At 58.6% G+C, this 25,663-nt stretch carries 21 protein-coding genes; 6 read left to right on the top strand and 15 right to left on the bottom strand.

Features of this window, described 5'->3' with window-relative positions; all coding sequences use genetic code 11:
- Window positions 1-131 precede the first annotated feature (131 nt).
- Window positions 132-1,757 carry a PQQ-dependent sugar dehydrogenase gene (locus tag ACR0IK_RS06595; protein ID WP_480640890.1) on the top strand — a complete coding sequence of 542 codons (1,626 nt, stop codon included), beginning with the start codon at window positions 132-134 and terminating at the stop codon, window positions 1,755-1,757.
- 107 nt (window positions 1,758-1,864) lie between these two features.
- On the opposite strand, the gene ACR0IK_RS06590 is transcribed toward ACR0IK_RS06595, so the two are convergent.
- The 6 genes from ACR0IK_RS06590 to ACR0IK_RS06565 form a co-directional block, all read right to left on the bottom strand.
- The gene (locus ACR0IK_RS06590) at window positions 1,865-2,206 is read right to left on the bottom strand and encodes a DUF427 domain-containing protein (protein WP_480640889.1); all 342 of its coding nucleotides are present in this window, start codon (window positions 2,204-2,206) and stop codon (window positions 1,865-1,867) included.
- Between the two features lie 59 nt (window positions 2,207-2,265).
- Entirely contained in the window at window positions 2,266-4,047 is a 1,782-nt protein-coding gene (locus ACR0IK_RS06585; RefSeq protein WP_480640888.1) for an aminopeptidase P family protein, read from the bottom strand.
- Between the two features lie 69 nt (window positions 4,048-4,116).
- Entirely contained in the window at window positions 4,117-5,994 is a 1,878-nt protein-coding gene (gene cobT / locus ACR0IK_RS06580) for a cobaltochelatase subunit CobT (protein WP_480592987.1), read from the bottom strand.
- 624 nt (window positions 5,995-6,618) lie between these two features.
- Window positions 6,619-7,323: a sulfotransferase family 2 domain-containing protein gene (locus ACR0IK_RS06575; protein ID WP_480592989.1), complete on the bottom strand. Its 705-nt coding sequence runs from the start codon at window positions 7,321-7,323 to the stop codon at window positions 6,619-6,621.
- 27 nt (window positions 7,324-7,350) lie between these two features.
- Window positions 7,351-8,337 (bottom strand): cobaltochelatase subunit CobS, encoded by a 987-nt coding sequence (gene cobS / locus ACR0IK_RS06570; protein ID WP_480640887.1) that lies wholly within the window; start codon window positions 8,335-8,337, stop codon window positions 7,351-7,353.
- 146 nt (window positions 8,338-8,483) lie between these two features.
- Complete coding sequence (locus ACR0IK_RS06565; RefSeq protein ID WP_480640886.1) at window positions 8,484-8,858, bottom strand: methyltransferase family protein; 375 nt, start codon at window positions 8,856-8,858, stop codon at window positions 8,484-8,486.
- A gap of 373 nt (window positions 8,859-9,231) precedes the next feature.
- On the opposite strand from ACR0IK_RS06565, the gene ACR0IK_RS06560 reads away from it, so the two are divergent.
- Entirely contained in the window at window positions 9,232-10,137 is a 906-nt protein-coding gene (locus tag ACR0IK_RS06560; RefSeq protein WP_480640885.1) for a Hint domain-containing protein, read from the top strand.
- 5 nt (window positions 10,138-10,142) lie between these two features.
- Here ACR0IK_RS06560 and ACR0IK_RS06555 read toward each other — a convergent pair whose 3' ends face one another.
- Entirely contained in the window at window positions 10,143-10,769 is a 627-nt protein-coding gene (locus tag ACR0IK_RS06555; RefSeq protein WP_480592997.1) for a J domain-containing protein, read from the bottom strand.
- A 107-nt stretch (window positions 10,770-10,876) separates the two neighbouring features.
- On the opposite strand from ACR0IK_RS06555, the gene ACR0IK_RS06550 reads away from it, so the two are divergent.
- Window positions 10,877-11,131, top strand: coding sequence for a BolA family protein (locus ACR0IK_RS06550; RefSeq protein WP_480592999.1), 255 nt, complete (start codon window positions 10,877-10,879; stop codon window positions 11,129-11,131).
- A gap of 17 nt (window positions 11,132-11,148) precedes the next feature.
- Here the strand turns inward: ACR0IK_RS06550 and ACR0IK_RS06545 are convergent, their stop codons facing one another.
- The 6 genes from ACR0IK_RS06545 to pepN all read right to left on the bottom strand — a co-directional run bounded on the left by ACR0IK_RS06545 (window position 11,149) and on the right by pepN (window position 19,043).
- Entirely contained in the window at window positions 11,149-12,453 is a 1,305-nt protein-coding gene (locus ACR0IK_RS06545; protein WP_480640884.1) for a hypothetical protein, read from the bottom strand.
- A gap of 89 nt (window positions 12,454-12,542) precedes the next feature.
- The gene (locus ACR0IK_RS06540; RefSeq protein WP_480640883.1) at window positions 12,543-12,950 is read right to left on the bottom strand and encodes a DUF4177 domain-containing protein; all 408 of its coding nucleotides are present in this window, start codon (window positions 12,948-12,950) and stop codon (window positions 12,543-12,545) included.
- Window positions 12,951-13,092: 142 nt separating this feature from the next.
- On the bottom strand, window positions 13,093-14,604 hold the full coding sequence (gene gatB, locus ACR0IK_RS06535; protein WP_480640882.1) for an Asp-tRNA(Asn)/Glu-tRNA(Gln) amidotransferase subunit GatB: 1,512 nt from the start codon (window positions 14,602-14,604) through the stop codon (window positions 13,093-13,095).
- A 70-nt stretch (window positions 14,605-14,674) separates the two neighbouring features.
- Complete coding sequence (locus ACR0IK_RS06530) at window positions 14,675-15,934, bottom strand: hypothetical protein (RefSeq protein WP_480640881.1); 1,260 nt, start codon at window positions 15,932-15,934, stop codon at window positions 14,675-14,677.
- A 131-nt stretch (window positions 15,935-16,065) separates the two neighbouring features.
- Window positions 16,066-16,494: a hypothetical protein gene (locus ACR0IK_RS06525; protein WP_480640880.1), complete on the bottom strand. Its 429-nt coding sequence runs from the start codon at window positions 16,492-16,494 to the stop codon at window positions 16,066-16,068.
- The gene (pepN, locus tag ACR0IK_RS06520; RefSeq protein WP_480640878.1) at window positions 16,491-19,043 is read right to left on the bottom strand and encodes an aminopeptidase N; all 2,553 of its coding nucleotides are present in this window, start codon (window positions 19,041-19,043) and stop codon (window positions 16,491-16,493) included. The genes ACR0IK_RS06525 and pepN overlap by 4 nt, the downstream gene beginning before the upstream one ends.
- 220 nt (window positions 19,044-19,263) lie before the next feature.
- Between pepN and ACR0IK_RS06515 the strand changes: the two genes are divergently transcribed.
- From ACR0IK_RS06515 to ACR0IK_RS06505, 3 genes are all read left to right on the top strand, one after another.
- The gene (locus ACR0IK_RS06515; RefSeq protein ID WP_480640876.1) at window positions 19,264-21,396 is read left to right on the top strand and encodes a malate synthase G; all 2,133 of its coding nucleotides are present in this window, start codon (window positions 19,264-19,266) and stop codon (window positions 21,394-21,396) included.
- A gap of 22 nt (window positions 21,397-21,418) precedes the next feature.
- Window positions 21,419-21,844: a GlcG/HbpS family heme-binding protein gene (locus ACR0IK_RS06510; RefSeq protein WP_480640875.1), complete on the top strand. Its 426-nt coding sequence runs from the start codon at window positions 21,419-21,421 to the stop codon at window positions 21,842-21,844.
- A gap of 220 nt (window positions 21,845-22,064) precedes the next feature.
- On the top strand, window positions 22,065-22,844 hold the full coding sequence (locus tag ACR0IK_RS06505; RefSeq protein ID WP_480640874.1) for a gamma-glutamyl-gamma-aminobutyrate hydrolase family protein: 780 nt from the start codon (window positions 22,065-22,067) through the stop codon (window positions 22,842-22,844).
- 46 nt (window positions 22,845-22,890) lie between these two features.
- Here the strand turns inward: ACR0IK_RS06505 and ACR0IK_RS06500 are convergent, their stop codons facing one another.
- Window positions 22,891-25,131: a xanthine dehydrogenase family protein molybdopterin-binding subunit gene (locus ACR0IK_RS06500; protein WP_480640873.1), complete on the bottom strand. Its 2,241-nt coding sequence runs from the start codon at window positions 25,129-25,131 to the stop codon at window positions 22,891-22,893.
- A 3-nt stretch (window positions 25,132-25,134) separates the two neighbouring features.
- Window positions 25,135-25,599 (bottom strand): (2Fe-2S)-binding protein, encoded by a 465-nt coding sequence (locus tag ACR0IK_RS06495; protein WP_480640871.1) that lies wholly within the window; start codon window positions 25,597-25,599, stop codon window positions 25,135-25,137.
- Window positions 25,600-25,663 lie beyond the last annotated feature (64 nt).

Here is a 25,663-nt window from a genome sequence, read left to right as displayed (position 1 = left end):
GAACCACATTTGCCGATCTCGGCAGTTGGAAACGGCTAGCCGGGTTGATACTGCCAGGAAATCCAGTTTCTATGTGCTCCAGCAGTACTTTCTCGCACATCGGCCAACGAAAAATAACACGAGGTCAGGGAATGAATTTTGTAAAACGGGTTTTGACTAGCCCAATCGTCATGGTGGCCTTGGCTGTTGCGGTTGTTTTGCTGGTCCTTGAGATTGAAGAATTGCGCAAAAGCCAGGGTGGCGTGGCGCATACCGCGCCAGTCTGGGCCGACGATCAGACCATGCAGGTTGAGACCATTTTCACCGCGCTGAACATGCGCGCGCTGGACGTCCCGGTAGAACGCGCCGGAGGCGGCGGTGCCCTGGCCAGCCTGGGCAACGATCTGCTTTTGATGACGCATGAGGGCGGGTTCTTCGAAGTAAGCGGGGATGAGGCCAGAAAATTGGACCTTGCCCCCCCACCCAACGGGTGGAAGGCCATGCTGGATTTCGAGGCCGCGAATCCAAGCTACAACTTCGCCCACTTTTTCTTTCGCTATAACGATGTTGACGTTGTCGATGGTGTTCTACTCGTTTCGTTTACCGAATGGGTCGAAGGACAAAACTGCTACCGAACTTCGATCGCACGGGCGGATTTGAACGGTACTGCTGCTGCGGATCTATCGATCGGAGCAGATGACTGGAGCCTTGTATTTTCGACAGAGCCCTGCCTTGCGCCAAGCCCGAACGGCCGCGCCATTCAGGGGCACATGGCCGGGGGACGTTTTCGTGTGGACGAAACCGGAACGCTTTATCTGGCGGCCGGTGACTATGCTCAGGATGGGATTTATGCGCCCGTGCCACTGTCTCAGGACCCCGAGCAGATGTATGGCAAAGTGATCGCAATCGATCTGGAAACCGGCGAAAACCATATTGTTAGCCAGGGTCATTCGAACATGCAGGGCATTGCCTTTGATGCCGAGGGCAAGCTATGGGCGGTTGAACATGGTCGGCGCGGTGGAGATGAGCTGAACCTCATTCGTGAAGGCAATGACTACGGCTGGCCGCAGGTCTCGTTGGGGACGCGATATAACCGGTTGCCGCTGCCCGACACACTGGATTACGGGCGCCACCCTGAATTCGAACTACCGGCTTATTCCTGGTTGCCATCCGTCGCTGTTAGCTCGCTGGCACCCATTGAGAATTTTCATCCCGCATGGGACGGCGATCTAATCGCTGGCTCACTGGCTGGCAACAGCCTTTTCCGTATCCGCACGAAAGGCGATAGCATCCTGTTTGATGAGCGCATCCCGCTGGGTTTTCGTATTCGGTATGTCCATCAACACGGTGACGCGATTGTTCTGTGGACGGATCAGAAAAAGGTGCTGCACCTTACTGTCGGCGAGTTTGATCCCAGCTATCAGTTTGCCGTTTCGAAAATCGGAAACCTCGATCTGTCCAAACACAAGGCCGAGGCTGTCGAAACCGCGTTGGAAGGCTGCGCTGAATGCCACGGTTTCGGTGTGCTGCCCAGTGCCAGCGCCCCGTCTCTGGGTGAGGTTTACGGACGCAAGGTCGCAGGCTTGGCGGATTTCGACTACTCGCAATCGCTGTCTGCAGTGGGCGGAGAGTGGGACCGGAGCCAGCTTGTAGCCTTCCTTAGCGATCCGCAATCCGTGGCTGGGGAGACTTCCATGCCGAACCCTGCCTTGGATGATCCCGAAGTGATCGACGCGATCGTGGACATTCTGATCTCCTTGCGTCGACAGGCAGAGTGAGAAAGACCGGGACCAACATCCAGAAACAAAAAGCACTGGCTTGCGGGCCAGTGCTTTTTTAAGAATTGACCGATCTGACCCCAAAATTCCCGGAGGGGCGGGATGGTCTAGATTTGCTCAACCTTTACAGACTCGACCGGATAAAAGGCCACATAGTCCTTGATTTCGGCCATGGTAGGCGACGGATTCTCAAAGCTCCAGGCCGCGTTCTCGGTCACCGAGGATTTGTTGACGATCGAAAAATGCGTCGCGTCGCCTTTATGCGGGCAATGCGTGACCTTGTCGGTCACGTCCAGAAACGCCATCGCGATGTCCGAACGGGGGAAATAGATCACCGGAGTCAGGTCCCCTTCCGACAATTCCAGAGCGCCGGTGCTTTCACCCAGTACGGCGCCGCCCGAACGTACACTCCATTTGCCCGGTAGTTTGCAGATTGTGATCTCAACCATTCCAATTTCCTCGTCTTTCTTGGGCCACTCCTCTGCCCGGTATATGTAACAGTCCGGTGTCAGACCGGCGCGGTTGCGGCATCCAACCACAGTTGGGCGTCGTCGCCCAGCCTTGGCCGGATCTTTTCCGCAACGTCGCGGTGATACGCATTCAGCCAGTCGCGCTCTGCCGTTGTCAGCATGTCGATCACAATCAACCGCCGGTCGATTGGCACATAGGTCAGCGTGCGCCAGTTTAGCATTGCGCGTTCGTCGTCACCGCCGGGCAGGGCCGGAGCCTCTTGCACGACGACAAGGTTTTCGATGCGGATGCCAAACGCACCTTCGCGGTAGTATCCCGGCTCATTCGACAGGATCATGCCCGGTTGCAGCGGTACATGGCTGACCTTTGACAGGCGTTGCGGACCTTCGTGAACGCTCAGGTATGCACCGACCCCATGCCCGACTCCGTGGTTGAAATCCTGTCCTGCAGCCCAAAGCGGTGTGCGGGCGATGCATTCGATATCGCGCCCGGCCAGTCCGACGGGCCAGCGCAGCATGGACAGGTTAATCATGCCCTTTAACACGCGGGTGAAGCAGGACTTTTCCTCGTCACCGACCTTGCCAATCGCAATTGTGCGGGTGATGTCTGTCGTGCCGTCCAGATATTGTCCGCCGCTATCGAGCACCAGAATGTGCCCGTCCTCAAGGCGGCTGTCGGTCTCTTCGGTCACGCGGTAATGCATGATCGCGCCATTGGGTCCGGTGCCTGCAATCGTATCGAATGAAATATCCTGCAGCGCGTTGTCCTTGCGGCGGTTTTCCTCAAGCCGGGTGACCACCTGCGTTTCGGTCAGTGTGCCGGGCGCTTGTGCGTCCATCCAGCACAGAGTTTCGATCACGGCCACCGCGTCGCGCAGATGCGCCTCGGCGCTGCCCGCGATTTCGGCGGCATTCTTGCGGGCCTTGGGCAGGGCGCAGGGATCGCCGCCATCGAGCATTCGGCCCTTCAACACGTCCGCAACCGCCTGAGGCAAAGTACTCAGATCGACCTGAACCTTGCCTTCCAGCGCTTCGACGGCTGCCAGAAACGTGTCCGGTGCGTGGACCCGAACTTGATCACCCATAGCGACCGTCAGTTTTTCTTCGGTCATGAACAGGTCTACCATCCCGTTGGCGTGCAAAATGGCAAAACCATGCGCCACCGGGTTATATCCGATATCCGAGCCGCGAATGTTCAGCAGCCACATGATCGAATCCGGCAATGTGATTGTGGCCGCGGTGCAGTCGGCTTCGCGCAACGCCTCGGCCAGACGAGCGATCTTGTTGTCTGCTGATTCCCCGGCAAATTCGATCGGATGCGTCTTGACCGGATTCATCGGCGGTGCGGGCTGGTTTGCCCACACCCGGTCCACCAGATTGTCACAGCGCAGCAGTTCAATCCCGGTGCCTTCCAGCTCTTTCTGGACGCTGTCGATCTGACCTGCAGCGTGGAGCCAGGGATCAAAGCCCACCTTGCCGCCGTTCGGAAGTTGCTCTTTCAGCCATGCGCTCAGGCTGACTTCGGGCCAAGGTACGGGTGTATACTCCGACGCGACCTGAACCTTCACCTGCGTCCGATAACGGCCATCCACGAACACCCCTGCTATGTCCGCCAAAACGGCGCAAAACCCTGCCGATCCGGTGAATCCAGTCAGCCAGGCCAACCGTTCATCCCGCGGCGCCACGTATTCGCCTTGATGCGCATCCGAACGTGGGATCAGGAACCCGTCCAACCCTTCGCGCGCGATTTCCTTGCGCAGCGCAGCCAACCGTGGCGGCCCCTGTTCCGGACGCGCGGTGACTTCAAAGGACTGAATCATTTCCTACCTCTCCCAAATCGGGCCGACGCCCTTTTTTGGAAATTACTGCCGCCGGAGGCAAGACCAGCCCTAGCTGGCCTTCTTCATTCCCATCACCCGGGCCCGTGCCCGCGGGTCGCTGTCGAAAAGCGCTGCCAATTGCTCGGTCATTGCACCTGCCAGTTGCTCCACATCCGTGATCGTCACCGCTCGATCATAGTAGCGGGTCACGTCGTGGCCGATCCCGATGGCCAGAAGTTCCACCACCTTGCGTTTTTCGACCATGGCGATCACATCGCGCAGGTGTTTTTCCAGATAGTTCGCGGGGTTGACGCTGAGCGTTGAATCATCAACCGGCGCACCATCGGAAATCACCATCAGGATCTTGCGCTGCTCGCGCCTGGCCGACATTCGGCGATGCGCCCATTCGAGCGCCTCGCCGTCAATGTTTTCTTTCAGCAAGCCCTCTTTCATCATCAGACCGAGATTGGGCCGCGCCCGCCGCCACGGCGCATCGGCGCCCTTGTAGATGATGTGCCGCAGATCATTCAGACGCCCCGGCTGTTGCGGGCGACCATCGTTCAGCCATGCTTCTCGCGCTTGACCGCCTTTCCATGCACGGGTGGTAAAGCCCAGAATTTCTACCTTCACGTTGCAGCGCTCCAGCGTCCGCGCGAGAACGTCGGCACAGATCGCAGCGATCGAAATCGGACGTCCGCGCATCGAGCCCGAGTTGTCCAGCAACAGCGTCACCACAGTATCGCGGAACTCGGTGTCCTTCTCGACCTTGAAGCTCAGCGGCGTGGTTGGGTTCGCCACTACCCGTGCCAAACGGCCTGCATCCAGAATGCCTTCTTCGCGGTCGAACTCCCAGCTGCGATTCTGTTGCGCCTGCAGGCGGCGCTGCAATTTGTTGGCCAGTCGGCTGACCGCGCCCTTAAGCGGCTCCAACTGTTGATCCAGATAGGCGCGCAGCCGTTCCAATTCGGCCGGCTCGGCCAGATCCTCGGCGGCGATTTCCTCGTCATAGGTGTTCAGGTACACCTTGTAATCTGGATCGGCCTCGGATGCGGGCGGCGGGGCAGGTGGCTCCAGCGGAGCCTCACCTTCGGGCATCTCCGCCTCATCGCCCATCTCATCCTCGGCCATTTCATCCATCGAGACCTGAGCCTGAGACTGGTCCTGCTGTTCTTCCTGCGTCTGCTCAGGGGTCGCGTCGGCGTCCTGTTCGTCCTGATCGTCCTGCCCGGTACTGTCGGGATCGGGTTGCTCCTCGGCGTTGTCCTCGGCCTGATCTTCCTGTTCGTCGTCCAGTTCATCCGGATCGTCGCCCAGTTGGTCACCATAGCCCAGATCCTTGATCATCTGGCGCGCGAACTTGGCAAATTCGGCCTGATCCGAGAGGATATCATCAAGGTTTTCCAGCGTTCCGCCAGCCTGTTCCTCGATGAACCCGCGCCACAGGTTCATGATGTTTTCGGCCGCCGGTGGCAGGTCGCGCCCGGTGGCCAGATGGCGGATCAAATAACCTGCTGCGACGGCCAGAGGCGCATCCGCAGGCTGTTTGCATTGGTCATAGCCGCGGCGCAGTGCCTCGTGCCCGATCTTGACGTCGATATTGCTGGCCGTGCCGGGCATGTCCCGCGCACCCATCGCTTCGCATCGGGCAACCTCCATCGCTTCATAGAGGTCTCGCGCCATATCGCCCGGAGGTGCATAGCGCGCATGGGTCGCGTCATCGTGATACCGTCGCTGTAACGCCAAGGCGTCCGCCGTCCCGCGCGCCAGTAAAACTTCTTCGCGTGTCATCCGGCGGCTGACCTGCGGCAGGCGCATCGATTCACCCGCCAGTCCTGAAGGATCGACCGTGTAAGAGACGTTCAGTTCCGGGTCGTCTGCCATCACCTTGGTGGCTTCGGCCAAGGCTTTCTTGAACGGATCGGCGGGGTTGTCGTTGGGTTTGCTCATCGGTGGCAGGTCCGGACTTGTTCTGTTCGGGCAACCTAGAGCCATTCCGGGGGCTTGGCCATAGGGCCAAGCCCGTTTTCCCATGAAACCAGAGCGGTGTTCACAGCAAAACCTTGCGGCATTCGGAAACTCGACGCGCAGGCTATCGTTCCACCCTTGCGGCAGCCCGGTCGTCAATGCTGTAGTCCATGTCGGCCAGCAGATAGGCCACCTCGACCCAGCACCGCACGGGCCAGCGCCGGGACAGATTTGCCTCAACCCCTCCAGACAGGCGCCGGGGGGGAGGGGGAATTGTGTCCGGCAAAAGGTCGAATTCCGCTGCGGATCGGTAACCGACGTGGCCTGTTCGTTCATCTGGGTGCATTGGCGTGTGGCCGGTGCCTCGGGCTGTCCGGACCAGATGGCAACCAACGCGACGCGATTTGATGTCCCGGCGGGAAGCGCCTGCAACGGCATTGCAATAGTCAGTGCCACGGCAAAGGCAACTAAAACTACTATGAAAACGACATGCTTCGAATGTCTAACGTGCAATGTTTTTATACAGAAACGCTTGCGTGTAATAACTCAGCCGGTTGTGGGAACACCACATAAAAGGGGTGCCGCGCCGAACAGTCGCGTTTGCGCCTATGCGTACAGGTTGAACCACCTTGAAACGCTGTCCAGCACACCTTTCAGGCCAGTCGCAGGAAAGAATTCCTGATCTTTGCGGTGGTGCGAATCCAGAACGGTTTCCGCCAAACGGTCCATTTGACCGGCATTCAGTGCAATCGGATTGTTGACGGCGCTCGAATTCACCTTATCGGCAGGAATGTCGGATAGATCGAACCCATTTTTCCGCCCGAACCTTTTCAGCCCACTTTGCAGATTTGCAAAATTCAGCAGCGAAACACGTGCTCCGGACGTGTGCAGGGCACTGGTATTGAGCATCAGGCGCGCCGGGATATTCTGGGTGTCGAGCAGATCCGAGATGGAATGATTGGACGACACAAGCGCTTCAAATTCCCGCAAATCGATAGGTTCGTTGCGGGCGTCGAGACCAAAGCCGCCGTCCTCCTGTTCGCGCATCCAGCGGTGGGGAGAATAATACAGTGAGATCATCCGCTCGACCGGAGGCCGGGCAAAGGCATAAGCAGTATAGCCTGAAAAGGCCGGGCCGATCAGGTCACTGTACTCTGCCAGTGTTTGGTGCTTGGACTTGGTCGCCTCGCCATTCAGTTCAAATCGGTCTGTGCCGTCCTGATGCCCACTGGTGACGATCGCGTCGTCGGAAAACCGAAGGAAGCACCGCGTAAAGAAGTTTCCCCCGGTTTTCGGGACGTGAATAAACACGCATTTTTGCTCGGCAAAATGCACGTCTTAGCCCAGGCTTGCGCTTGCTGCACTTTCGGGCAGCTCTTCGTCAAAGCAGCGCTGATAGAACTCGGCAACAGTCTGGCGTTCCAACTCGTCGCATTTGTTCAGGAAGGACAGGCGGAAGGCGTAACCTATGTCGCGGAAAATCTCGGCGTTCTGCGCCCAGTTGATCACGGTTCGAGGGCTCATCACCGTGGACAGGTCGCCGTTCATGAAGGCGGTCCGAGTCAGGTCGGCGACGGTGACCATCTGGCTGACGGTCTTGCGACCCTTCTCGGTGTTATAGTGTGGCGCCTTGGACAGAACGATCATCGTCTCTGCATCGTGGCTGAGATAGTTCAGCGTCGATACCAGCGACCAGCGGTCCATCTGTGCCTGGTTGATCTGTTGCGTGCCGTGATAGAGCCCGGTCGTATCGCCCAGACCCACGGTGTTTGCGGTGGCAAACAGGCGGAAGTTCGGGTTCGGTGTGATAATCTCATTCTGGTCCAGCAGGGTCAGCTTGCCGTCATGCTCCAACACGCGTTGGATCACGAACATCACGTCTGCACGGCCTGCGTCATATTCGTCGAACACGATGGCGACGGGGTTGCGCAGCGCCCAGGGCAAGATGCCTTCGTGGAATTCGGTGACCTGCTTGCCGTCGCGCAGCTTGATGGCGTCCTTACCGATCAGGTCGATCCGGCTGATATGGCTATCCAGGTTCACGCGCACGGCAGGCCAGTTCAGACGGGCAGCGACCTGTTCGATATGGGTCGATTTGCCGGTGCCGTGGTAGCCCTGAATCATCACCCGGCGGTTATGAGTAAAGCCTGCCAGAATCGCCAGCGTGGTCTCGGGGTCGAACTTGTAGGTATGGTCGATCACCGGCACCCGATCGCTGCGCTCGGCAAAGCCCTTGACCGCCATGTCGCTGTCAATGCCAAACACCTCACGGACCGAGATATCCTCGGTGGGTTTTGCGTTGATATCAATCGATCCGTCAGCCATGCGCGTCGTCCTTATCCTTTGGCCCGTATTGCCGGGTTTGAACCCGTGTGTGGTGCAACATATTGCGAGCAAGGGCAAGGGAAAGCCGTGCGTGCCGCGGCTTCGGCAAATCTTTCTTTGAAACTGGCCTTATCCGCGCGCTTTGATCAATCGAGAATCGCGTCCCGCACCCGGATCAGGCTGCGCTCATCGACAAAACGCGGCGTGGATTGCATGTAGTCCCGGAACGCCTGCCCATAGCCCTGCAGCAGCCAGCGTTCCTCGTTCAGGACGAACAGGAAATAGATCACGAACAGCGCAGCCGCCAGCGCCAGAGTCACCCACGATCCGCTGGAGATGCCCAGCCCCACCGTAGCTAGCACCGAGGTCACATATTGCGGGTTGCGCGAATAGGCATACATCCCGCCGGTCACCAACCCGTCGCTCTCGCAATAGGTGTTGTCGAGGCCCAGAAATTGATAACCCCAGAGGGTGATCCCGAAGGACAGCACCATGATGGGAACGCCGATCACATAACGCACCCAATATCCCAGCCGTTGACCCAGGCCTCGCAAAGGGCAAAAACCACCGTCGCGCCGCAAAACAGGCGGAACAATCCAAAGGCCGCATGGTGCCGCCAACCGCTGGCGCTGGGCCACAGGCCCAAGTGGGGCAGATCTCTGGTTGGATATGCGCCAAGGGTTCGGCTTATTAGATAGGGCGTAACGGCAAATTGTAACAGATTGAGCAAACACCCCACCCCAAAGCGACTGAATGCAGACATCGAAAGGGAATGCAGAACATCGCCAATGCATAAAAATCAAATTCTAACATCTAGATGTTAATTTTGAGTTAATGTGCATCTTGTACACTGTGCCAAGTGTTTCTGTTTGTAGTTAGGTTCCAAGGGTTCGCATGTCACTTACGATTTTTGGCCCGTCTTCGATCGCGATTCCCGGTGGATCGACCTCCGTTATGCAGCAGTACACCGCTACGAAAGCCGGGGCTTCATGGACTGTGGTTGTTACGGGGACAGGCGGGTTGGACCCTTCTGATTACACTGTGTCAATTTCTCCGACCGGCGTTTTGACCGTCGAACTTACGCCGGGTGCGGACATACCCCTGAACACGCAGCTCACCGTCGAAATATTCGCATCGACTGGTCCTGGAAACGGTAACAATGACTCGCTCATAGTGACGGTTGACCTTCCTGCCGGAACTGTGCCGTGTTTCGTGAAGGGGACTTTGATAGAGACGGAAAAAGGTGACTGCCCGGTCGAAGAACTGTCTGTGGGGGACAAGGTTCGCGTGTCCAGCGGTGAATTGCTGCCTATTCTGTGGATTGGTGAAAAGACCCTAAGCGCGGAAACGTTGAAGCGAAATTCACACTTGCGGCCAGTTTGCATTCAGAAGGGAGCGATGGGGGACGGCTTACCAACCCGCGATCTATTTGTGTCTCCCCAACACCGGATTGTTATGGAAGGGTGGCGCGCGGAATTGTTGTTTGGAGAGCCGAAGGTCTTCGCCGCAGCAATTCATCTGGTTAATGATAAAACAATTCGTCAGATACAATCCGATGAAACGGTCACATACTACCACATTGCGTGCAGCCGCCACGCGATATTGATGTCGCATGGTTTGCCAACGGAAAGCCTATTTCTAGGCGATATGGCCCTTTTGTCTTTCGATCGTGAAGCTCTCGAAGAGCTTCGTGAGCTTTTTCCCGAACTGCGTGTCCCTGCATCCAATTGGAAACAGACACGTATTCGTTGTTTGAAACGCCCCGAGACCGAGGCGTTAAGTAGTATGCTGACCCAGTAACCCAATTACTTGAAGTTCCGGCTGTCCTTGATCTGATCCCAGGCCCAGACGACCTCCTGCAGCTGTTCTTCCTGCGACCGGTCACCGCCGTTCATGTCAGGGTGCAGCACCTTGATCAGCTTCTTGTAAGCCTTGCGCACCTCGGCCTTGGTCCAGCTGTCCTTGGCCTCAAGGATCTCGATCGCGCGGCGCTCGGTTGGGGGCAGGCGACGGCCACCACCGCCCGCGGTACGGCCAGGATTCTTGGTGGCGTTTGCACCTAGTACCTGATGCGGGTCCTCGATGCCCAGACGTGCCCAGGCGCGCGCCTCGGGATCGCCCATGGGCTTGGTCTCACGCTCCCACACCTTGTCCTTGGATCGCTGCGCGTTCAGCTCGGCTTCGGTGGTGCCGTCGAAGAAATTCCATTTCTGGTTATACTCGCGCACGTGCTGCTGACAGAACCAATAGAAATCATCCAGGACATCCGGCGCTTTGGGCGCGCGAAACTTGCCCGCCTCATTACAGTCGGGATGGTCGCAGATGCGCACCGAGGTCTCAGACGCGCCCGACATCCCCCGACGCCCGCGCGGGTTCTTTTTCTTGGCGCTGGAAACGGACATATCGAATCCGAAAGGGTCTGATTTCGTCATGCTGTGATCCTTAAGAACGCATCTTCTCGACTCGGAGGCAGCAGTTTAATCTAAGCAGCCGAAAGTAGAAGAGGGGGGCGGTAAAATTTTTACCGCTGAGCGAAAAAATGACTGTGACTGACGAAATCCGAACTCGCCTGCAGGCGGCCTTTGATCCGCATGAGCTTGAAGTCATCGACGACAGCGAAAGCCACCGCGGTCACGCGGGTTATCAGGATGGTGGTGAAAGCCATTTCAACGTCCGTATCCGCTCCAGCGCTTTCGAGGGACAATCGCGTGTCGTTAGCCATCGCGCAGTCCACAAGGCGCTGGGCGATATCGTGCCGCGCATCCATGCGCTGGCGCTGGATATCGGGGTCTGAACGGCCAATCGGCCTAGCTACCTGCAGGCTTGCCCGGGATCAAATCCAGGGTCGGGTTCAAAGGCGGTCAGCAATGCTTTGGTTCTTAGGGTGAACATCTTTGCCGCAAATCGGGAAAGATATGCGGCACCGGCGTTTCTCGCACGCAAACGTGTCCGTATCGCCACGTGGTGGTTGATCCAGCGGAGGGATGTAATTTGGCACCCCTCTGCTTTCCCGCAGGCCTCGGTCCAGTCGTCTGAAAGAAAATCCTGAATGGTATTGGTTTTCTTGAACGGCGGGCATGGGAAGGTTTTGGTGATCCTGCAATCGCTGTTCACGTTTTTTTGTCGTTCGAACTCTGGCTGTGGTTCAAAATAGAACACCAGCTCATTCACGCCTTCGACGATCTGCGCATCTGAGGTGCTTTGCCAATCGGCTTCTGGTGTTTTTGACCACGAGCGTACGTCGATTACCGAAATGCTTTTCGCGTCGCGCTGCCGGATATCTACCTTCTCGCCGAAAAGGCGAAAGTTCCGCGTCGCGACGTCGAGGTTCTCCGCAGCCCAGATGTCTGCTTTCTGCTCGGTTGTTGCAACAACGCTTGAATGAGCCGCCGAGGCATTCTGTATGGCGATACCGGGTTGGCCCTTCGCTTTTTCTAGGCTTCGCAAGATGTACTCTATGTGTTGCACGTTCCCGATCCGGGTCCGCATCTCTCCGAGATAAAGCGCTCCGGCCAGATCATCCGCGACTTCCGGGATTTGAAACGAGGCTGGCGTCCAGACGAGGTTGGCGGTCAATCCCCACCTGTTTTGCAAAGGAAGTGTATTTGCCAACAAATCGTCTATCGAAACGGTCTCTTCCGAATCTGTCTTTGTAGACACAGAGTTTTCGGGTTCGGGATGAATTGTTATGTCGATGCCCGCAGCCTCAAGTTCCTCTAGTGTTTCTGCAAACCTCTGCGCAAAGTCCGCGGTTGCTGTTCGCACAGCACTTATGAACTCCGGGTTTGAAATGCTGTATATCGCGCCCAGAATCATCAATCCGGATCGGGCAGCATCGCGCTGTTCTTTGTCAGGTAATTGAAAATTCAGTGTCGTAGTCAGACTGGATTGACCGTTGAGGCAGGTCCAGGAGTACTCGGGCAATGTAAGCCAGTCAGGGTTTGCATTGACAAATTCTTCGTCGCTGCATTCAACCTGATCGGGTCTGTTGATAATGCGGTGCAACCATTGCCAGACCGTCGCGCGGTTTTCCTGCAGTTTGGTTATGCTTTCAGACCATTCAGCTTCAAGGCATTTCAAGTCTGTGACGGGGTTGGCGACGGCTGCGTACGCCATCAAGGTGAACGTCAACACTGACGTTGAAAAGAAAAGGTCAGATCTCACGATAACTAATAAATTCTTGTAAAATGAGGATTGAGAAACGGCTAGGGCGTGTTTTCGTCTTTGGGCGGTTCTGTCACCTTTTCAGTCCCTTTCAAAGAGAGAGGAGGCTCTTTTACTTCTTCCGAAATGGGGGCCGGGGCCTGAACTGTCTCGGGGCCGGGAATAGGCTTTGCCTGTGCGATGCTCTCATCCATCCGCGCCGAAACATGATCAGTTTCGATCTCACGCCGGAACACCAAAACATTACGCCAGTTCACTGTCGAACTTGTCAGGCCCGCGCGTTCTTCACTGGGCAGCAACTCGGCGCGCTGATACTCCCAACCATCTTGGCCCATCTGGTTCAACACTTGTTCAACTGAAGCGGCAAACCGGCCCTCTGCGGTTTTCTGGCCCTTGGCCTTGATGCCTTTTTGAGGGGCGGGGACAACTTTGTATTCGTAGCGCTGCATCGGATCTTCCTGGTGGTCGGTTCCCGGCAATCTAACATGCTGGAGATTTTGGGAAAGTCATCTTCGCGCGGAAACAGGCGGAAAAGAAAAACGGCGGGGTTTTGAGCAAACCCCGCCGTCGGTATTTCGTACCCTAATCGGTTTACGAACCCAGCTTTTGGCTGACCAGTTCGTTGACCGCCTTCGGGTTGGCCTTGCCGCCGGTGGCTTTCATCACCTGACCGACGAACCAGCCGGCCAGTTTCGGGTTTACTTTGGCCTTTTCGACCTGCGCAGGGTTGGCGGCGATAATCTCATCCAATGCAGCCTCGATTGCGCCGGTGTCGGTCACCTGCTTCATGCCGCGCTCTTCGACGATCTGCGCGGGGTCACCGCCTTCGGTATAAACGATCTCGAACAGGTCCTTGGCGATCTTGCCCGAGATGGCATCCGAGGAAATCAGGTCGATGATCCCGCCCAACTGTGCCGGAGACACGGGCGAGTCGATGATGTCGTGGTCTTCTTTTTTCAGACGACCAAACAGTTCGTTGATCACCCAGTTTGCAGCCAGTTTGCCGCTGCGGCCCTTGGCAACTTCTTCGAAATAAGCAGCCGATTCCACTTCGGCGGTTAGAACCGATGCGTCATAGTCGGTCAGCCCGAATTCACTGATAAACCGTGCCTTTTTGTCGTCGGGAAGTTCCGGGAGCTTGGCGGCAATGTCGTCGACCCATGCCTGTTCAATCTCCAGCGGCAGCAGGTCGGGGTCGGGGAAATAGCGATAGTCGTGCGCCTCTTCCTTCGACCGCATGGAGCGAGTCTCACCCTTGTCCGGGTCGTACAGGCGGGTTTCCTGATCGACCTTGCCTCCGGCTTCGACAATGGCAATCTGGCGGCGGGCTTCAACCTCGATCGCCTGTTGGATGAAGCGCATGGAGTTCATGTTCTTGATCTCGCAGCGGGTGCCCAGATGCGAAAAGTCCTGCGTTTCCTGGTACTTTTCGTACGCGCCCGGCAAACAGATCGAGACATTCACGTCCGCCCGCAGGTTGCCGTTTTGCATGTTGCCGTCGCAGGTGCCCAGATAGCGCAGAATCTGGCGCAGTTTGACAATATATGCAGCCGCTTCTTCGGGGCCGCGAATATCCGGGCGCGAGACGATCTCCATCAGGCAGACACCCGTCCGGTTCAGGTCGACAAAGGACATATGCGGGTCCATGTCGTGGATCGATTTACCTGCGTCCTGCTCCATGTGGATGCGCTCGATCCGCACCATACGTGCAGTGCCATCCCCCATCTCAACCAGCACTTCACCTTCGCCCACGATGGGGTGGTAGAGCTGCGAGATCTGATAGCCCTGCGGCAGGTCAGGGTAGAAATAGTTCTTGCGGTCAAAGGCAGATTTCAGGTTGATATCCGCTTTTAAACCCAGGCCGGTTCGAACAGCCTGTTCAACGCAGAACTCGTTGATAACCGGCAGCATGCCCGGCATCGCGGCGTCCACAAAGGCCACGTTCGAGTTCGGCTCGGCTCCGAATTGAGTCGATGCGCCCGAGAACAGTTTGGCATTGGATGAGACCTGAGCGTGCACCTCCATCCCGATCACCAGTTCCCAATCGTGCTTGGCCCCGGCAATGGTTTTGGGTTTGGGCATTTCGTATGTCAGGTCGAGCATGGCGCGCCTCATTTCCGCAGAAGTCTAAGCCTGCGTATTAGGCCCGGTGCGGTCCAGGGGCAAGGGGGAATCAGTTCTCAGACAGGCGCAGGCCCGATGGTGTGAACGTCACATCCATGCCGCTTCGCAACTCGTCGCGGAACAGATCGCCGATGGCGCGCAAGGCTTGGCGTTGACCGCGTGCCGCAAACCGTTCGGCCGAGTTGATGCGAACTGAATTGTTGAAACCGCTCGCAGCATGCGCCCAGATCAGCGGGTGCAATTCAGTCATGTGGTCGCGGATCAGCCAGTTTGCGGCGTCGTGAATTTGCGAACGCACCAGATCGGCCTGTTCGTTCAGGCCCAACCCGTTCTGAATCGTGGTGGCGCAATAGGCCGACAGCATGTTGACTGTCTGCTGATCCGGACGGCGGTGCAGAATGTCATTCAAACCTTCCAGAAAGTACTCGACATCCAGGCGTGCGCAGGCCTCTTCATCCAAGGCGATGGCGTCAAACTGGACCCAGGTATAACCGCCGGCCCCCCAGACGTCGCGGGTGCGGGCCGCATTACGAAGTGCCTGAACCTCAAGCTCTTCGTAGCTGCCGAACCAGCGCGGCAGAAGATGGGTTCCCATTGCCCGCATATGACGCTGGTTATTCGGATCCAGCGTGATCAGACGTTCGTATTCTTCCGCCACGCGAAGGTCGGTTTTCCGCTGACCGGCCAGCAGCGCGCAACGGGCTGCGGCAACCACTGGGCTGTCCGGCGCGGCCGCGCGGCATTTCGGCAATAGCGCTGCGGCCCGGTCGAAATGCGCCGCACAGCGCGACCGGTGCAGCGGAGGCAACGTGGCATCCGTTGCAGTCCCGCGCCACGCCCAAGCCAAGTCAATATGCGTTAGCGCGACCACAAGTGCGATCATCGGATCTTCGGGATGCGCGCGCATTTCGTCTTCCAGCTCGGAGATGCCGCCAAGAAGGTCATATTCGGACAGAGCGGCGCCGTCAGACAGGGCGTGTTCCACCGCCAGAACAACGTCGGAGCGTGCGCCAAAGGCCAGCAAATCCGCAATGGGCATCCCGTCGGGTGCCGTTGTGCGGGTTTCGTCTGCAGCGCGTATTTGTCGGGACAACTCGGCCCAGCGGTCCTGTCTGGCCAGCTTGCGCCCAAGTCTAATGGTTTCATGGCCTATCAGGTCCCCAGCACAGGTCCGTGCCAGCGGAATGTTCAATTGCCCTTTGTCCGGCAGACCAGCTGCCACGGCGCAATCCGCTGCGCGCATGTCCTGCGTGAACTGACGGGAAGGTAAAGAAGAACGGGCCGTACGTGCCCTTAGAAACCGAAACATGGCAAAACTCGAAACCGAAACAAACAGGTAAGCTGACTAGGGATGTTGACTGAAATTCACCTCAAATTCAAGCTTTTTGCAGGGTGTGAGGGGCAGTGCCGGTGGAATGGTCTCCTTTGGGGCACATTGTTTCAGAAAACGTTGAAATGATGCCGCTCAACCCGGAAACCGGCCTTTTGCAGGGCGGTTTCAAGCTCTTTGTGGGGTGGTGTGGATTCGTCTGGCAGCCGAATTCGCTTGCCCGACGCCAGAACCAGCGAGACGCGCACCGAAAAGTCCCAGCGGGTATCGAAGCGAATGTAGTCGATATCGGCCAAAGCTACCTCGGCTTCGCGATTGCCCGAGAACCACCCTATCCGATCGTTATCCAGCGTCATGCCCGCACGTGTTCCATGCACGATGTCCCACAGGGCGGGCAGAGTAGACAGGGCCAGTAGCCCGACCAGCCACCACGCCGCATCGAAAAGGATCCGCAGAACCGCAAGCGCCGCGTAGACACAGGTCAGGATCAGGACCGTGCGCGGTGTCCGGTTGTGGCGCGTGAAGGTGAACGGGGTCATGCGCCGAGGATTCGCGTCACCATTTCCGTGGTATCCCGCGACAGGTCCGGCGTGTCGCCGATGCGGGTCAGCTGAGTTCGGATCAGGGCCTGACGGTCAGTGTCATAGCGTTTCCAAGTCTGGAAAGCCGTACACATCCGCGCCGTTGTCTGCGGGTTTACCGGATCCAGCCGGATCAGCCAGTCCGCCAGCAAGGCATACCCGGCCCCGTCCGCATGATGGAAACCGGCGTGGTTCATGGCCAGCGCCCCCATGACCGCGCGGAAGCGGTTGGGGTTCTTCCAGTTGAAATCTGCGTGCTCGGTCAGTGCCTGAGCGATGCCCGCTGCGGCCTCGGGGTCGGCTGTGGTCACCTGAAGGCCGAACCACTTGTCCATCACCAGCCGATCATGCTGCCACTGATCATAGAATGCAGCCAATTCCTGCTGCCCTGTACCCGCGCGCAACAGGCACGAGAGGGCGGTCAACTGGTGGGTCATGTTGTTGGCGGACGCGTACTCATCGATGGCCTTGGCGCCACCATCCAGCCGCGATGTCAGATACAACACCGCGCCGGCAAGCGCGCGTTTGCCCGCCTGCTCGGCATTGGGCAGGAATGGCGCGTCGACCACGGTCTCACTGTGCAGCCGTGGCAACAGGTCCTGCACATGTTGCGCTGTCGCCTGCCGCAGCGTTTCCACTGCCCTCCAGATCGCCATCGGATCGGGGGTCTCTCCGGCTTCGAACAGCGCGGCGGCCAGTTCGGATTGCGTCGGCAGGCCCAGCATCAGCGAGCGATAGGCCGGGTCCAGATCGCCGTCGCGCAGTACGGCCAGTATGCCGTCCAGATAGTCGGTGCCGGGTACGTTATCTTCGCGGATCATGCGCAGCAGCGTGTCCTCTGCCAGCGACCGTCCGGCCTGCCAGCGGTTGAACGGGTCGGTGTCGTGGGCGAGCAGAAAGGCGCGCTCGGCATCCGTGTGGTCGTGCTCCAGAATAACCGGCGCCGAAAAATCGCGCAGGATCGAGGCTACCGGCTTCGCTGCCAACCCGGGGAACTGAAAGCTCTGTTCGGACTCGGTCAGTTCCAGAATTTCGGTCGCGCGGACCTCATCCCCGTTGGGGCCTAGCAGGCCAACAGCAACCGGGATCACCTGAGGCAGTTTTTCGGCCTGGCCGGGGGTCGGCTCGGTGCGCTGTGACAGGGTCAGGGTGTAGGTGCCGTCCGCGTACTCCTCGGCCACGGCCACGCGCGGCGTACCGGATTGGCTATACCAGCGTTTGAACTGGGACAGATCGCGGCCCGTCGTATCCTCGAACACCTTGATCCAGTCTTCGATGGTGCAGGCCTGCCCGTCATGACGGTCGAAGTATAGGTCCAGCGCCTGCGCGTAGGCCTCATCCCCCACCAGCCGTTTCAGCATCCCGATCACTTCCGCGCCTTTTTCATAAACGGTGGCAGTGTAGAAGTTGTTGATTTCCTGAAAGCTTTCGGGGCGTACTGGGTGCGAAAGCGGTCCGTTATCCTCGGGGAATTGCCGGGCTCGCAGGTCGATGGCGTCTTGGATGCGTTTCACCGGGGCCGAGCGCATGTCAGAGGTGAACTGCGCGTCGCGGAACACCGTCAGGCCCTCTTTCAGGCACAGCTGGAACCAGTCGCGGCAGGTTATGCGGTTGCCGGTCCAGTTGTGGAAATACTCATGCGCGATGATCGCCTCAATCCGTTCGAAATTGGCATCGGTTGACGTTTCGGGGCTGGCCAGAACAGCGGACGAGTTGAATATGTTCAACCCCTTGTTTTCCATCGCGCCCATGTTGAAGTCATCCACGGCCACGATGTTGAACACGTCCAGATCGTATTCGCGGCCGTAGACGTCCTCGTCCCATTTCATCGACTTTTTCAGCGCCTCCATGCCGAAGGCGCATTTGCCCTCGTCGCCCGGGCGCACCCACAGGTTCAATTCCACGTCGCGGCCCGACATGGTGGTGAACTGGTCGGAGTGAGCGGTGAGGTCTCCGGCAACCAGCGCAAACAGGTAGGCGGGTTTGGGCCACGGATCCGTCCATTCGGCCCAGCCTTCGCCCTGGCCCGTGGGGTTGCCGTTGGACAGCTGCACCGGCAGGTCGCCGTTTATGCGCACAGTGAAGGTGGACATCACATCGGGACGGTCGGGGTAATAGGTGATCTTGCGGAAGCCCTCAGCCTCACATTGAGTGCAGTACATGCCGTTCGACATATACAACCCCTCAAGCGCGGTATTGTTGCCAGGGTCGATCTCGACGACAGCCTCCCAGATGAAGGGCGCATCGGGGACATCAGCGGTCAGGCCCTTGTCTGTCACCTCGGGGGTGATCTCGACCCCATCGATGACAGCCCGGATCAGGGCCAAGTCTTCACCATGCAGAAAGAAAGCCCGGTCCGTCGCATCGGGGTTCGGCGTAAATGCGATGCGAGAAGTCACTCGGGTTGCGTGATCGGCAAGATCAAAGGTCAGATGTACACTGTCCACCAGAAACCCAAAGGGCGTGTAATCTTTCAGGTAGATCGTGGTAGGGGCGGCGTCACGCATCGGGGGCCTCGCATCGGTTCGTGTCTGGCGCGACGTTATGGGCTGCGACGACGGGCTGCAAGCGGTGTGAAGCGGCTTGTTCAATCGTCCATCAAATACGTGATGGTTCACACGTGACCCAACGGATCACCTCCGCAACGGGTCAAGACGTGTTGCCTATCGGAAACATCCGACCTAATTGAGGCGCGTATACAGTGGCGTACAAACGAGGATTAGAGGCATGAGCAGCAGGCAAACATGGAGTGGACTTAAGGTCGATACGGTTTTGGCCGAGTTCATAGAGGGGCAGGTGTTGCCGGGAACGGGCGTTTCGTCCGAAGCTTTTTGGAACGGTCTTGCGCAGATGGTCGCCGAATTGGGCCCAAAGAACCGTGCGCTGCTGGCAAAACGGGAAAAGATGCAGGGACAGATTGATTCCTGGCATCTGGATCGCAAAGGGCAGACGCATGACGCCATCGCCTACCGGGACTTTCTGCGCGAGATTGGCTATCTGGTCGAGGAAGGCGATGCCTTCCAGATCGAAACCGCTGATGTTGATCCCGAGATTGCCCTGACCCCCGGTCCGCAACTGGTCGTGCCGATCACCAACGCGCGCTTTGCCTTGAACGCCGCCAATGCCCGCTGGGGCAGCCTGTATGATGCGCTTTACGGTACTGACGCGATGGGCGATTTACCAGCGGGCGGAGGCTATGACGCAGAGCGCGGTGCACGCGTGATTGCCTGGGCCAAGGGATTTCTGGACGAGGCCGTACCTCTGGCCGATGGGTCGTGGGCGGATGCGTCCGAATTGCGTATTGAGAACGGAACACTTATGCCTGCCCTGGCCGACCCGTCGCGCTATGTCGGTTTTGGTGGCGCGCCTGAATGCCCCGAATTTGTGTTGCTGAAGAATAACGGCCTGCACGTCAAAATCGAAATTGACCCGTCCAGTAGAATCGGTGCCTCCGATCCGGCTGGCATTGCAGATGTCCTGCTGGAATCGGCCCTCTCCACCATCATGGACTGTGAGGACTCGGTGGCCTGCGTCGATGCCGAGGACAAGGTCGTGGCTTATGGCAACTGGCTTGGCCTGATGCAGGGCGACCTTGCCGAAGAGGTCACCAAGGACGGCGACACCTTCACCCGCAAACTTGCGGACGACGTCAATTTCACCACGTCCAGCGGTGACCAAGCCACGCTGAAAGGCCGCTCGCTGATGCTGGTGCGCAATGTGGGCCACCTGATGACCAACCCCGCCGTTCTGGACGCTGAGGATAATGAGATTGGTGAGGGCTTGATGGATGCGCTCTGCACCACTCTGATCGCCATGCACGATTTGGCTCGCGAAGGCGGAAACTCGGTCACCGGGTCGGTCTACGTGGTAAAGCCCAAGATGCACGGGCCGGAAGAAGTGGCGTTCTCGGTCGAGATATTCGACATGGTCGAAGACATCCTCGGCCTGCCGCGCAACACCGTTAAGCTGGGCATCATGGATGAGGAACGCCGCACCTCGGCCAACCTCAAGGAATGTATCCGCGCCGCAAAATCGCGCGTGGCCTTCATCAATACCGGTTTCCTGGATCGGACGGGGGATGAGATTCATACCTCGATGGAAGCAGGCCCGATGTTGCCCAAGGGTGACATCAAGAACACGCCGTGGATTGCGTCTTATGAGGATCGCAACGTCGATATCGGTCTGGCCTGCGGTCTGAAGGGCAAGGCGCAGATCGGCAAAGGGATGTGGGCGATGCCCGACCGGATGGGCGACATGCTGGACGCCAAGATCGGCCACCCGCAATCGGGCGCCACCTGCGCTTGGGTGCCTTCACCGACCGCCGCGACCCTGCACGCGACGCATTACCACAAGATCGATGTTCTGGCCCGTCAGGGCGAATTGGCTGCTGACGGCGCGCGGGGTTCGCTTGATGACCTGCTGACCATACCGTTGCTGGGCGGTCGCAACCTTGGTGATGACGAGATCACAAGGGAAATCGAAAACAACGCGCAGGGTATTCTGGGCTATGTGGTGCGCTGGGTCGATCAGGGCGTGGGGTGCTCGAAAGTGCCGGACATCAACGATATCGGTTTGATGGAGGATCGCGCGACCTGCCGGATTTCCAGCCAGGCGCTGGCCAACTGGCTGCATCACGACATTGTCTCGGAGGAACAAGTGATGGCGGCGATGCGCAAGATGGCCACCGTGGTGGATCGTCAGAATGAAAACGACCCGTCGTATTCACCGATGGCACCGGGCTTCGACGGTATCGCCTTTCAGGCAGCGTGCGATCTGGTATTCAAGGGGTGCATCCAGCCCTCGGGTTATACCGAGCCGGTCCTGCACGCGCGTCGTCTTGAGCTGAAAGCCAGCCTTTAATCCCACACAGAGAGGACAGAACATGGCAATTACTTTGCGCAAAGCCCGCACAATCATTCGCAAAACACTGGAAAAAGGCCGCGAGATGGAGCTGAAGCCTCTGTCCGTCGTCGTTCTGGACGCAGGCGGTCACGTGATTTCTTTTGAGCGTGAGGACGGCGCGGCCCCCGGTCGTTTTGCGATTGCTCATGGTAAAGCCTATGGCTCGGTAATGCTGGGCATGGCAGGCACCGCGCAGATGCAGCGGGCCGAGGCACAAGCCTATTTTATGGCCGCTGTGAACGGCGTCTATGGAGGGCAGGTCGTTCCGGTTCCGGGTGGCATACTTCTGCGGGACCGCAAAGGAGAGATTGTCGGTGCGGTGGGCGTGACTGGTGATACCTCGGACAATGATGCGACCGCGGGACTGACCGGAATTGAGGCAGCGGGTTTGCTCGGAGAAATCTGACTTCCAACGGTCTTTACTGCTGACAAATCGGGTTTTCCGGGAAGTTGCCCCGGAGGCGCGTCAAAATTCACAATATCGTTCTGAAAAATTCGCAAAAAACGGAACGATTTGTGCGTGATTGAACACGTCCTTGCGCTGTTTTGCAGGGCGTGTTCTGTTGCACGTTTTCATTGCTGCGGATAGCTTCCCTGTTAATCAATCAAGCAGCAAGGAATGCGGAATGTCTCGACCAATCGTCGGTATCATCGGCAACTCTTACCTCATGAACGATGAATATCCGACGCACGCGGGTGGAACGATGAATTCCGACGCCGTGGCCAATGTATCGCACTGTCTGCCGCTGCTGATTCCCTCCGATCCTCGCTATGTCACGGTCGAGGAATTGCTGGAGGTTTGTGACGGCTTTCTGCTGACCGGCGGGCGCCCGAACGTCCACCCCGAGGAATATGGTGAGGACGCCACCGAAGCACATGGTGAGTTCGATCGGGCGCGGGATGCGATCACCCTGCCTCTGGTCCGGGCCTGCGTGGAACGCGGCCAGCCGTTCATGGGCATTTGCCGAGGATTCCAAGAGGTCAACGTGGCGATGGGCGGGACGCTTTATCCGGAAATTCGCGATCTGCCGGGCCGGATGAATCACCGGATGCCGCCGGACGGGACGCTTGAGGAAAAGTTCGCCCTGCGCCATGTGGTGTCATTGAATGAAGGTGGCGTGTTTCACCAACTGTTCGGCGCGCCCGAGGTCATGACCAATACGCTGCACGGTCAGGGCATCAAAAGAGTCGGACAGCGCGTGGTGATCGACGGACATGCGCCTGACGGTACTCCCGAGGCGATCTATATCAAGGATGCGCCCGGATTTACCCTGTCGGTGCAATGGCACCCCGAGTGGGATGCGATCAACGATCCTGTCTCCCGCCCCCTGTTCGAGGCGTTCGGTGCAGCCGTGCGTGCCTGGGCGACGGGATCGGACGCCGGCCTGATACAGCAAATGGCGTGAGTTTTGCGCCGGTCCGAAAGAGAGGGACCGGACCGGCGCGGCGCGATCAGACCAGCAGGTTGAACTGATTGATCAGCGGTAGGGTGCGGGCGCGTTTTCCGGTCAGGTCGAACAGCGCATTTCCGAGTGCGGGCATCGAGGGAGGCGTGCCGGGCTCACCTGCGCCACCCATATGGCGGTTGGTTTCCAGCACGCGCACTTCGACCTGCGGCGCGGTGTGCATCCGCAGCGCGTCATAGTCGGGGAAGTTGAATTGCTCGACCTCGCCTTCGGCAAAGGTGATCTCGCCGTAGCAGGCCGCGGACAGGCCATACATCATGCCGCCGAACATCTGCGCCTTGACGTTTTCGGGGTCCAGAGCCAGCCCCATGTCGCAGGCGATCCACGCTTTGTTGATGCGGATGGTGCCATCTTCGTCGAGCACTTCGATCACCTGAGCGACCGGAGTGCCGAAGCTGTAGGTAAAGGCAACTCCGCGCCCAACGCCATCCGGTGTTTGGCCCGTCCAGCCTGACATTTCTTTCACTGCTTCCAGGCAACCCGCCGAAGGCGCGTGCTCGGATTTCATCAGTTCCAGCCGGAATTCCAGCGGATCCTGACCGGCGGCATGGGCCATCTCATCCATGAAAGTTTCGTGGAAAAATCCATTGTGGCTGTTGCCGACCGAGCGCCAGAATCCGACGGGGACGTCCAGCTTGGCGATGTGGCCGCTCATCCGGTAATTCGGCACCGCGTAGGGCTGGTTGAAAAAGCCCTCGACCAACACCTTATCCGGTCCTGCGCCGGGCATACCGGTGTAACGCGTCACCGCCTGTTGCGTGCAGGACTGCGCCGCGACCTTGCCGTCGATCAGGACCGCCTTGCCGTCCTGCACCGCTCCGCGCATCCGGGCGATGGCGCCGGGGCGGAAATAGTCGTGGCGCATATCTTCTTCGCGGCTCCACGTGGTCTGAACCGGCGTGCCGGGCATAGCCATGGCAACCTTGGTAGCGATATCGCCAAAGTCGAGTTCACCCCGACGACCAAAGCCGCCGCCCAGATAGGTGGTGTGGATCTGCACGGCCTCGGTATCGAGGCCCGCAGTGTTCGCGACACGAAAACGGATCAGGGTCGGGGCCTGATTGCCGCACCACAGTTCCAACGCATCGACGGTATAAAGCGCAGTCGCGTTCATCGGCTCCATCGTGGCGTGAGCCAGATAGGGCAGGCGATACTCTGCTGTGATCTCTGTCGCGCCCTCGGGCGTCGCGTCGACATCGCCATCATCGCGCATGGTCGAGTTCGGGGCATCGTCAAATGCTTCGGCAATCTTGGCAAAGATACCGTCCGTGTCGGGCGGATAGGGGGCGTCACCCCAATCCACGTCGATGGCCTCAACCGCCTGATTGGCCAGCCATGTGTTAGTGGCAATCACCGCGACTCCGTTGCCCAGATCGACAATCTTCTCGACCCCCGGCATGGATTTCGCGGCGCTGTCGTCGAAACCGTTCATCGCTCCGCCCAGCTTGGGGTTCATGCGGACGGCGGCAAATTTCATGCCGGGAAGGCGGACGTCGATGCCGAACTCAGCCGTCCCGGTCACCTTTTCGACCATGTCCAGACGTGGTTGGGCCTGACCCAGATAGCGCCATTCGGACGGGTCACGCAGAAGTGCCTCGATCGGATCAAGCTTGGCAACGTCGACGGCAAGCTCGGTATAAGCGATCTTGTCTCCGTTTGGGGCAATGACGTGACCCGAGGCCGTTTTCAGTTCGCTGCGATCTACGCCCAACCGGTCCGCCGCGGCCTGTTTCAGCGTCTCGCGGGCGGAGGCTCCGGCCTGACGCATCCGCTCGAACCCGTCTTTCATCGAGGTCGAGCCGCCGGTGACCTGCAGGCTCAGCGCTTTGCCAAGCACGCCCAACGCATCGCCCAGATTGTGCTGGAAGTCCGAGATATCATAGCCCTTGTTGGGCAGGCTTTCCCCCATCAGGGCCGAGTTGTAATAGGCCGCTGCCGCAGGGCCGTGCAGGACATTGATCTGGTCCAGATCTACGTCCAACTCTTCGGCGATCAACGCAGCCCATGTGGTTCTGACGCCCTGTCCCATCTCAGCACGAGGGGCAAAAAGGGTCACCCCGTTCTGGTCAATCAGAACAAACGGGCTCAGCGCCGCCTGACCCTGACCGGGTTTCAGCGGATTTGCGGCGGGGCGGCTCACGTAATAGGCGCCAAACGCCACGCCGCCGACAATCGCGGCGGAGCCGATCAGGAAAGTGCGACGCAGGATTTTTCCAACAGAAGCCATCGGTTACGCCTCCTTCAATTTGCCGGCCGCGTCATGGATCGCGGCGCGGATACGGGGGTAGGTGCCACAACGACAGAGATTACCCTGCATCGCCTCGTCAATCTCGGCGTCCGAGGGGGCGGGGTTTTCCGCCAGCAATGCGGCGGCCTGCATGATCTGGCCCGACTGGCAGTAGCCGCACTGAGCCACCTGATGATCGACCCAGGCCTGTTGGAGCGTGGTCATCGCGTCGGGCGATCCCATCCCCTCGATTGTCGTCACATCGCCCCAGACATCCGACAGCGTCACTTGGCAGGACCGAACGGCCTCGCCATCGATATGCACGGTGCAAGCACCGCAGGCGGCCACGCCGCAGCCAAACTTGGTTCCGGTCAGTCCAGCTTCATCCCGCAGCACCCAAAGCAGGGGGACGTCATCGGGCAGGTCAATCTGATGTTGCTTTCCGTTGATTTTAAGAGCGGTCGCCATGGCGCACCTCATCTAGCTGTGGCTGGTTCTGTGACATAATTGGCTTAAAGTGTCAGTATGTCAA

The sequence above is a fragment of the Ruegeria sp. BF7 genome, from assembly GCF_056538605.1.
This window is presented reverse-complemented; position numbering and strand designations above follow the sequence as displayed.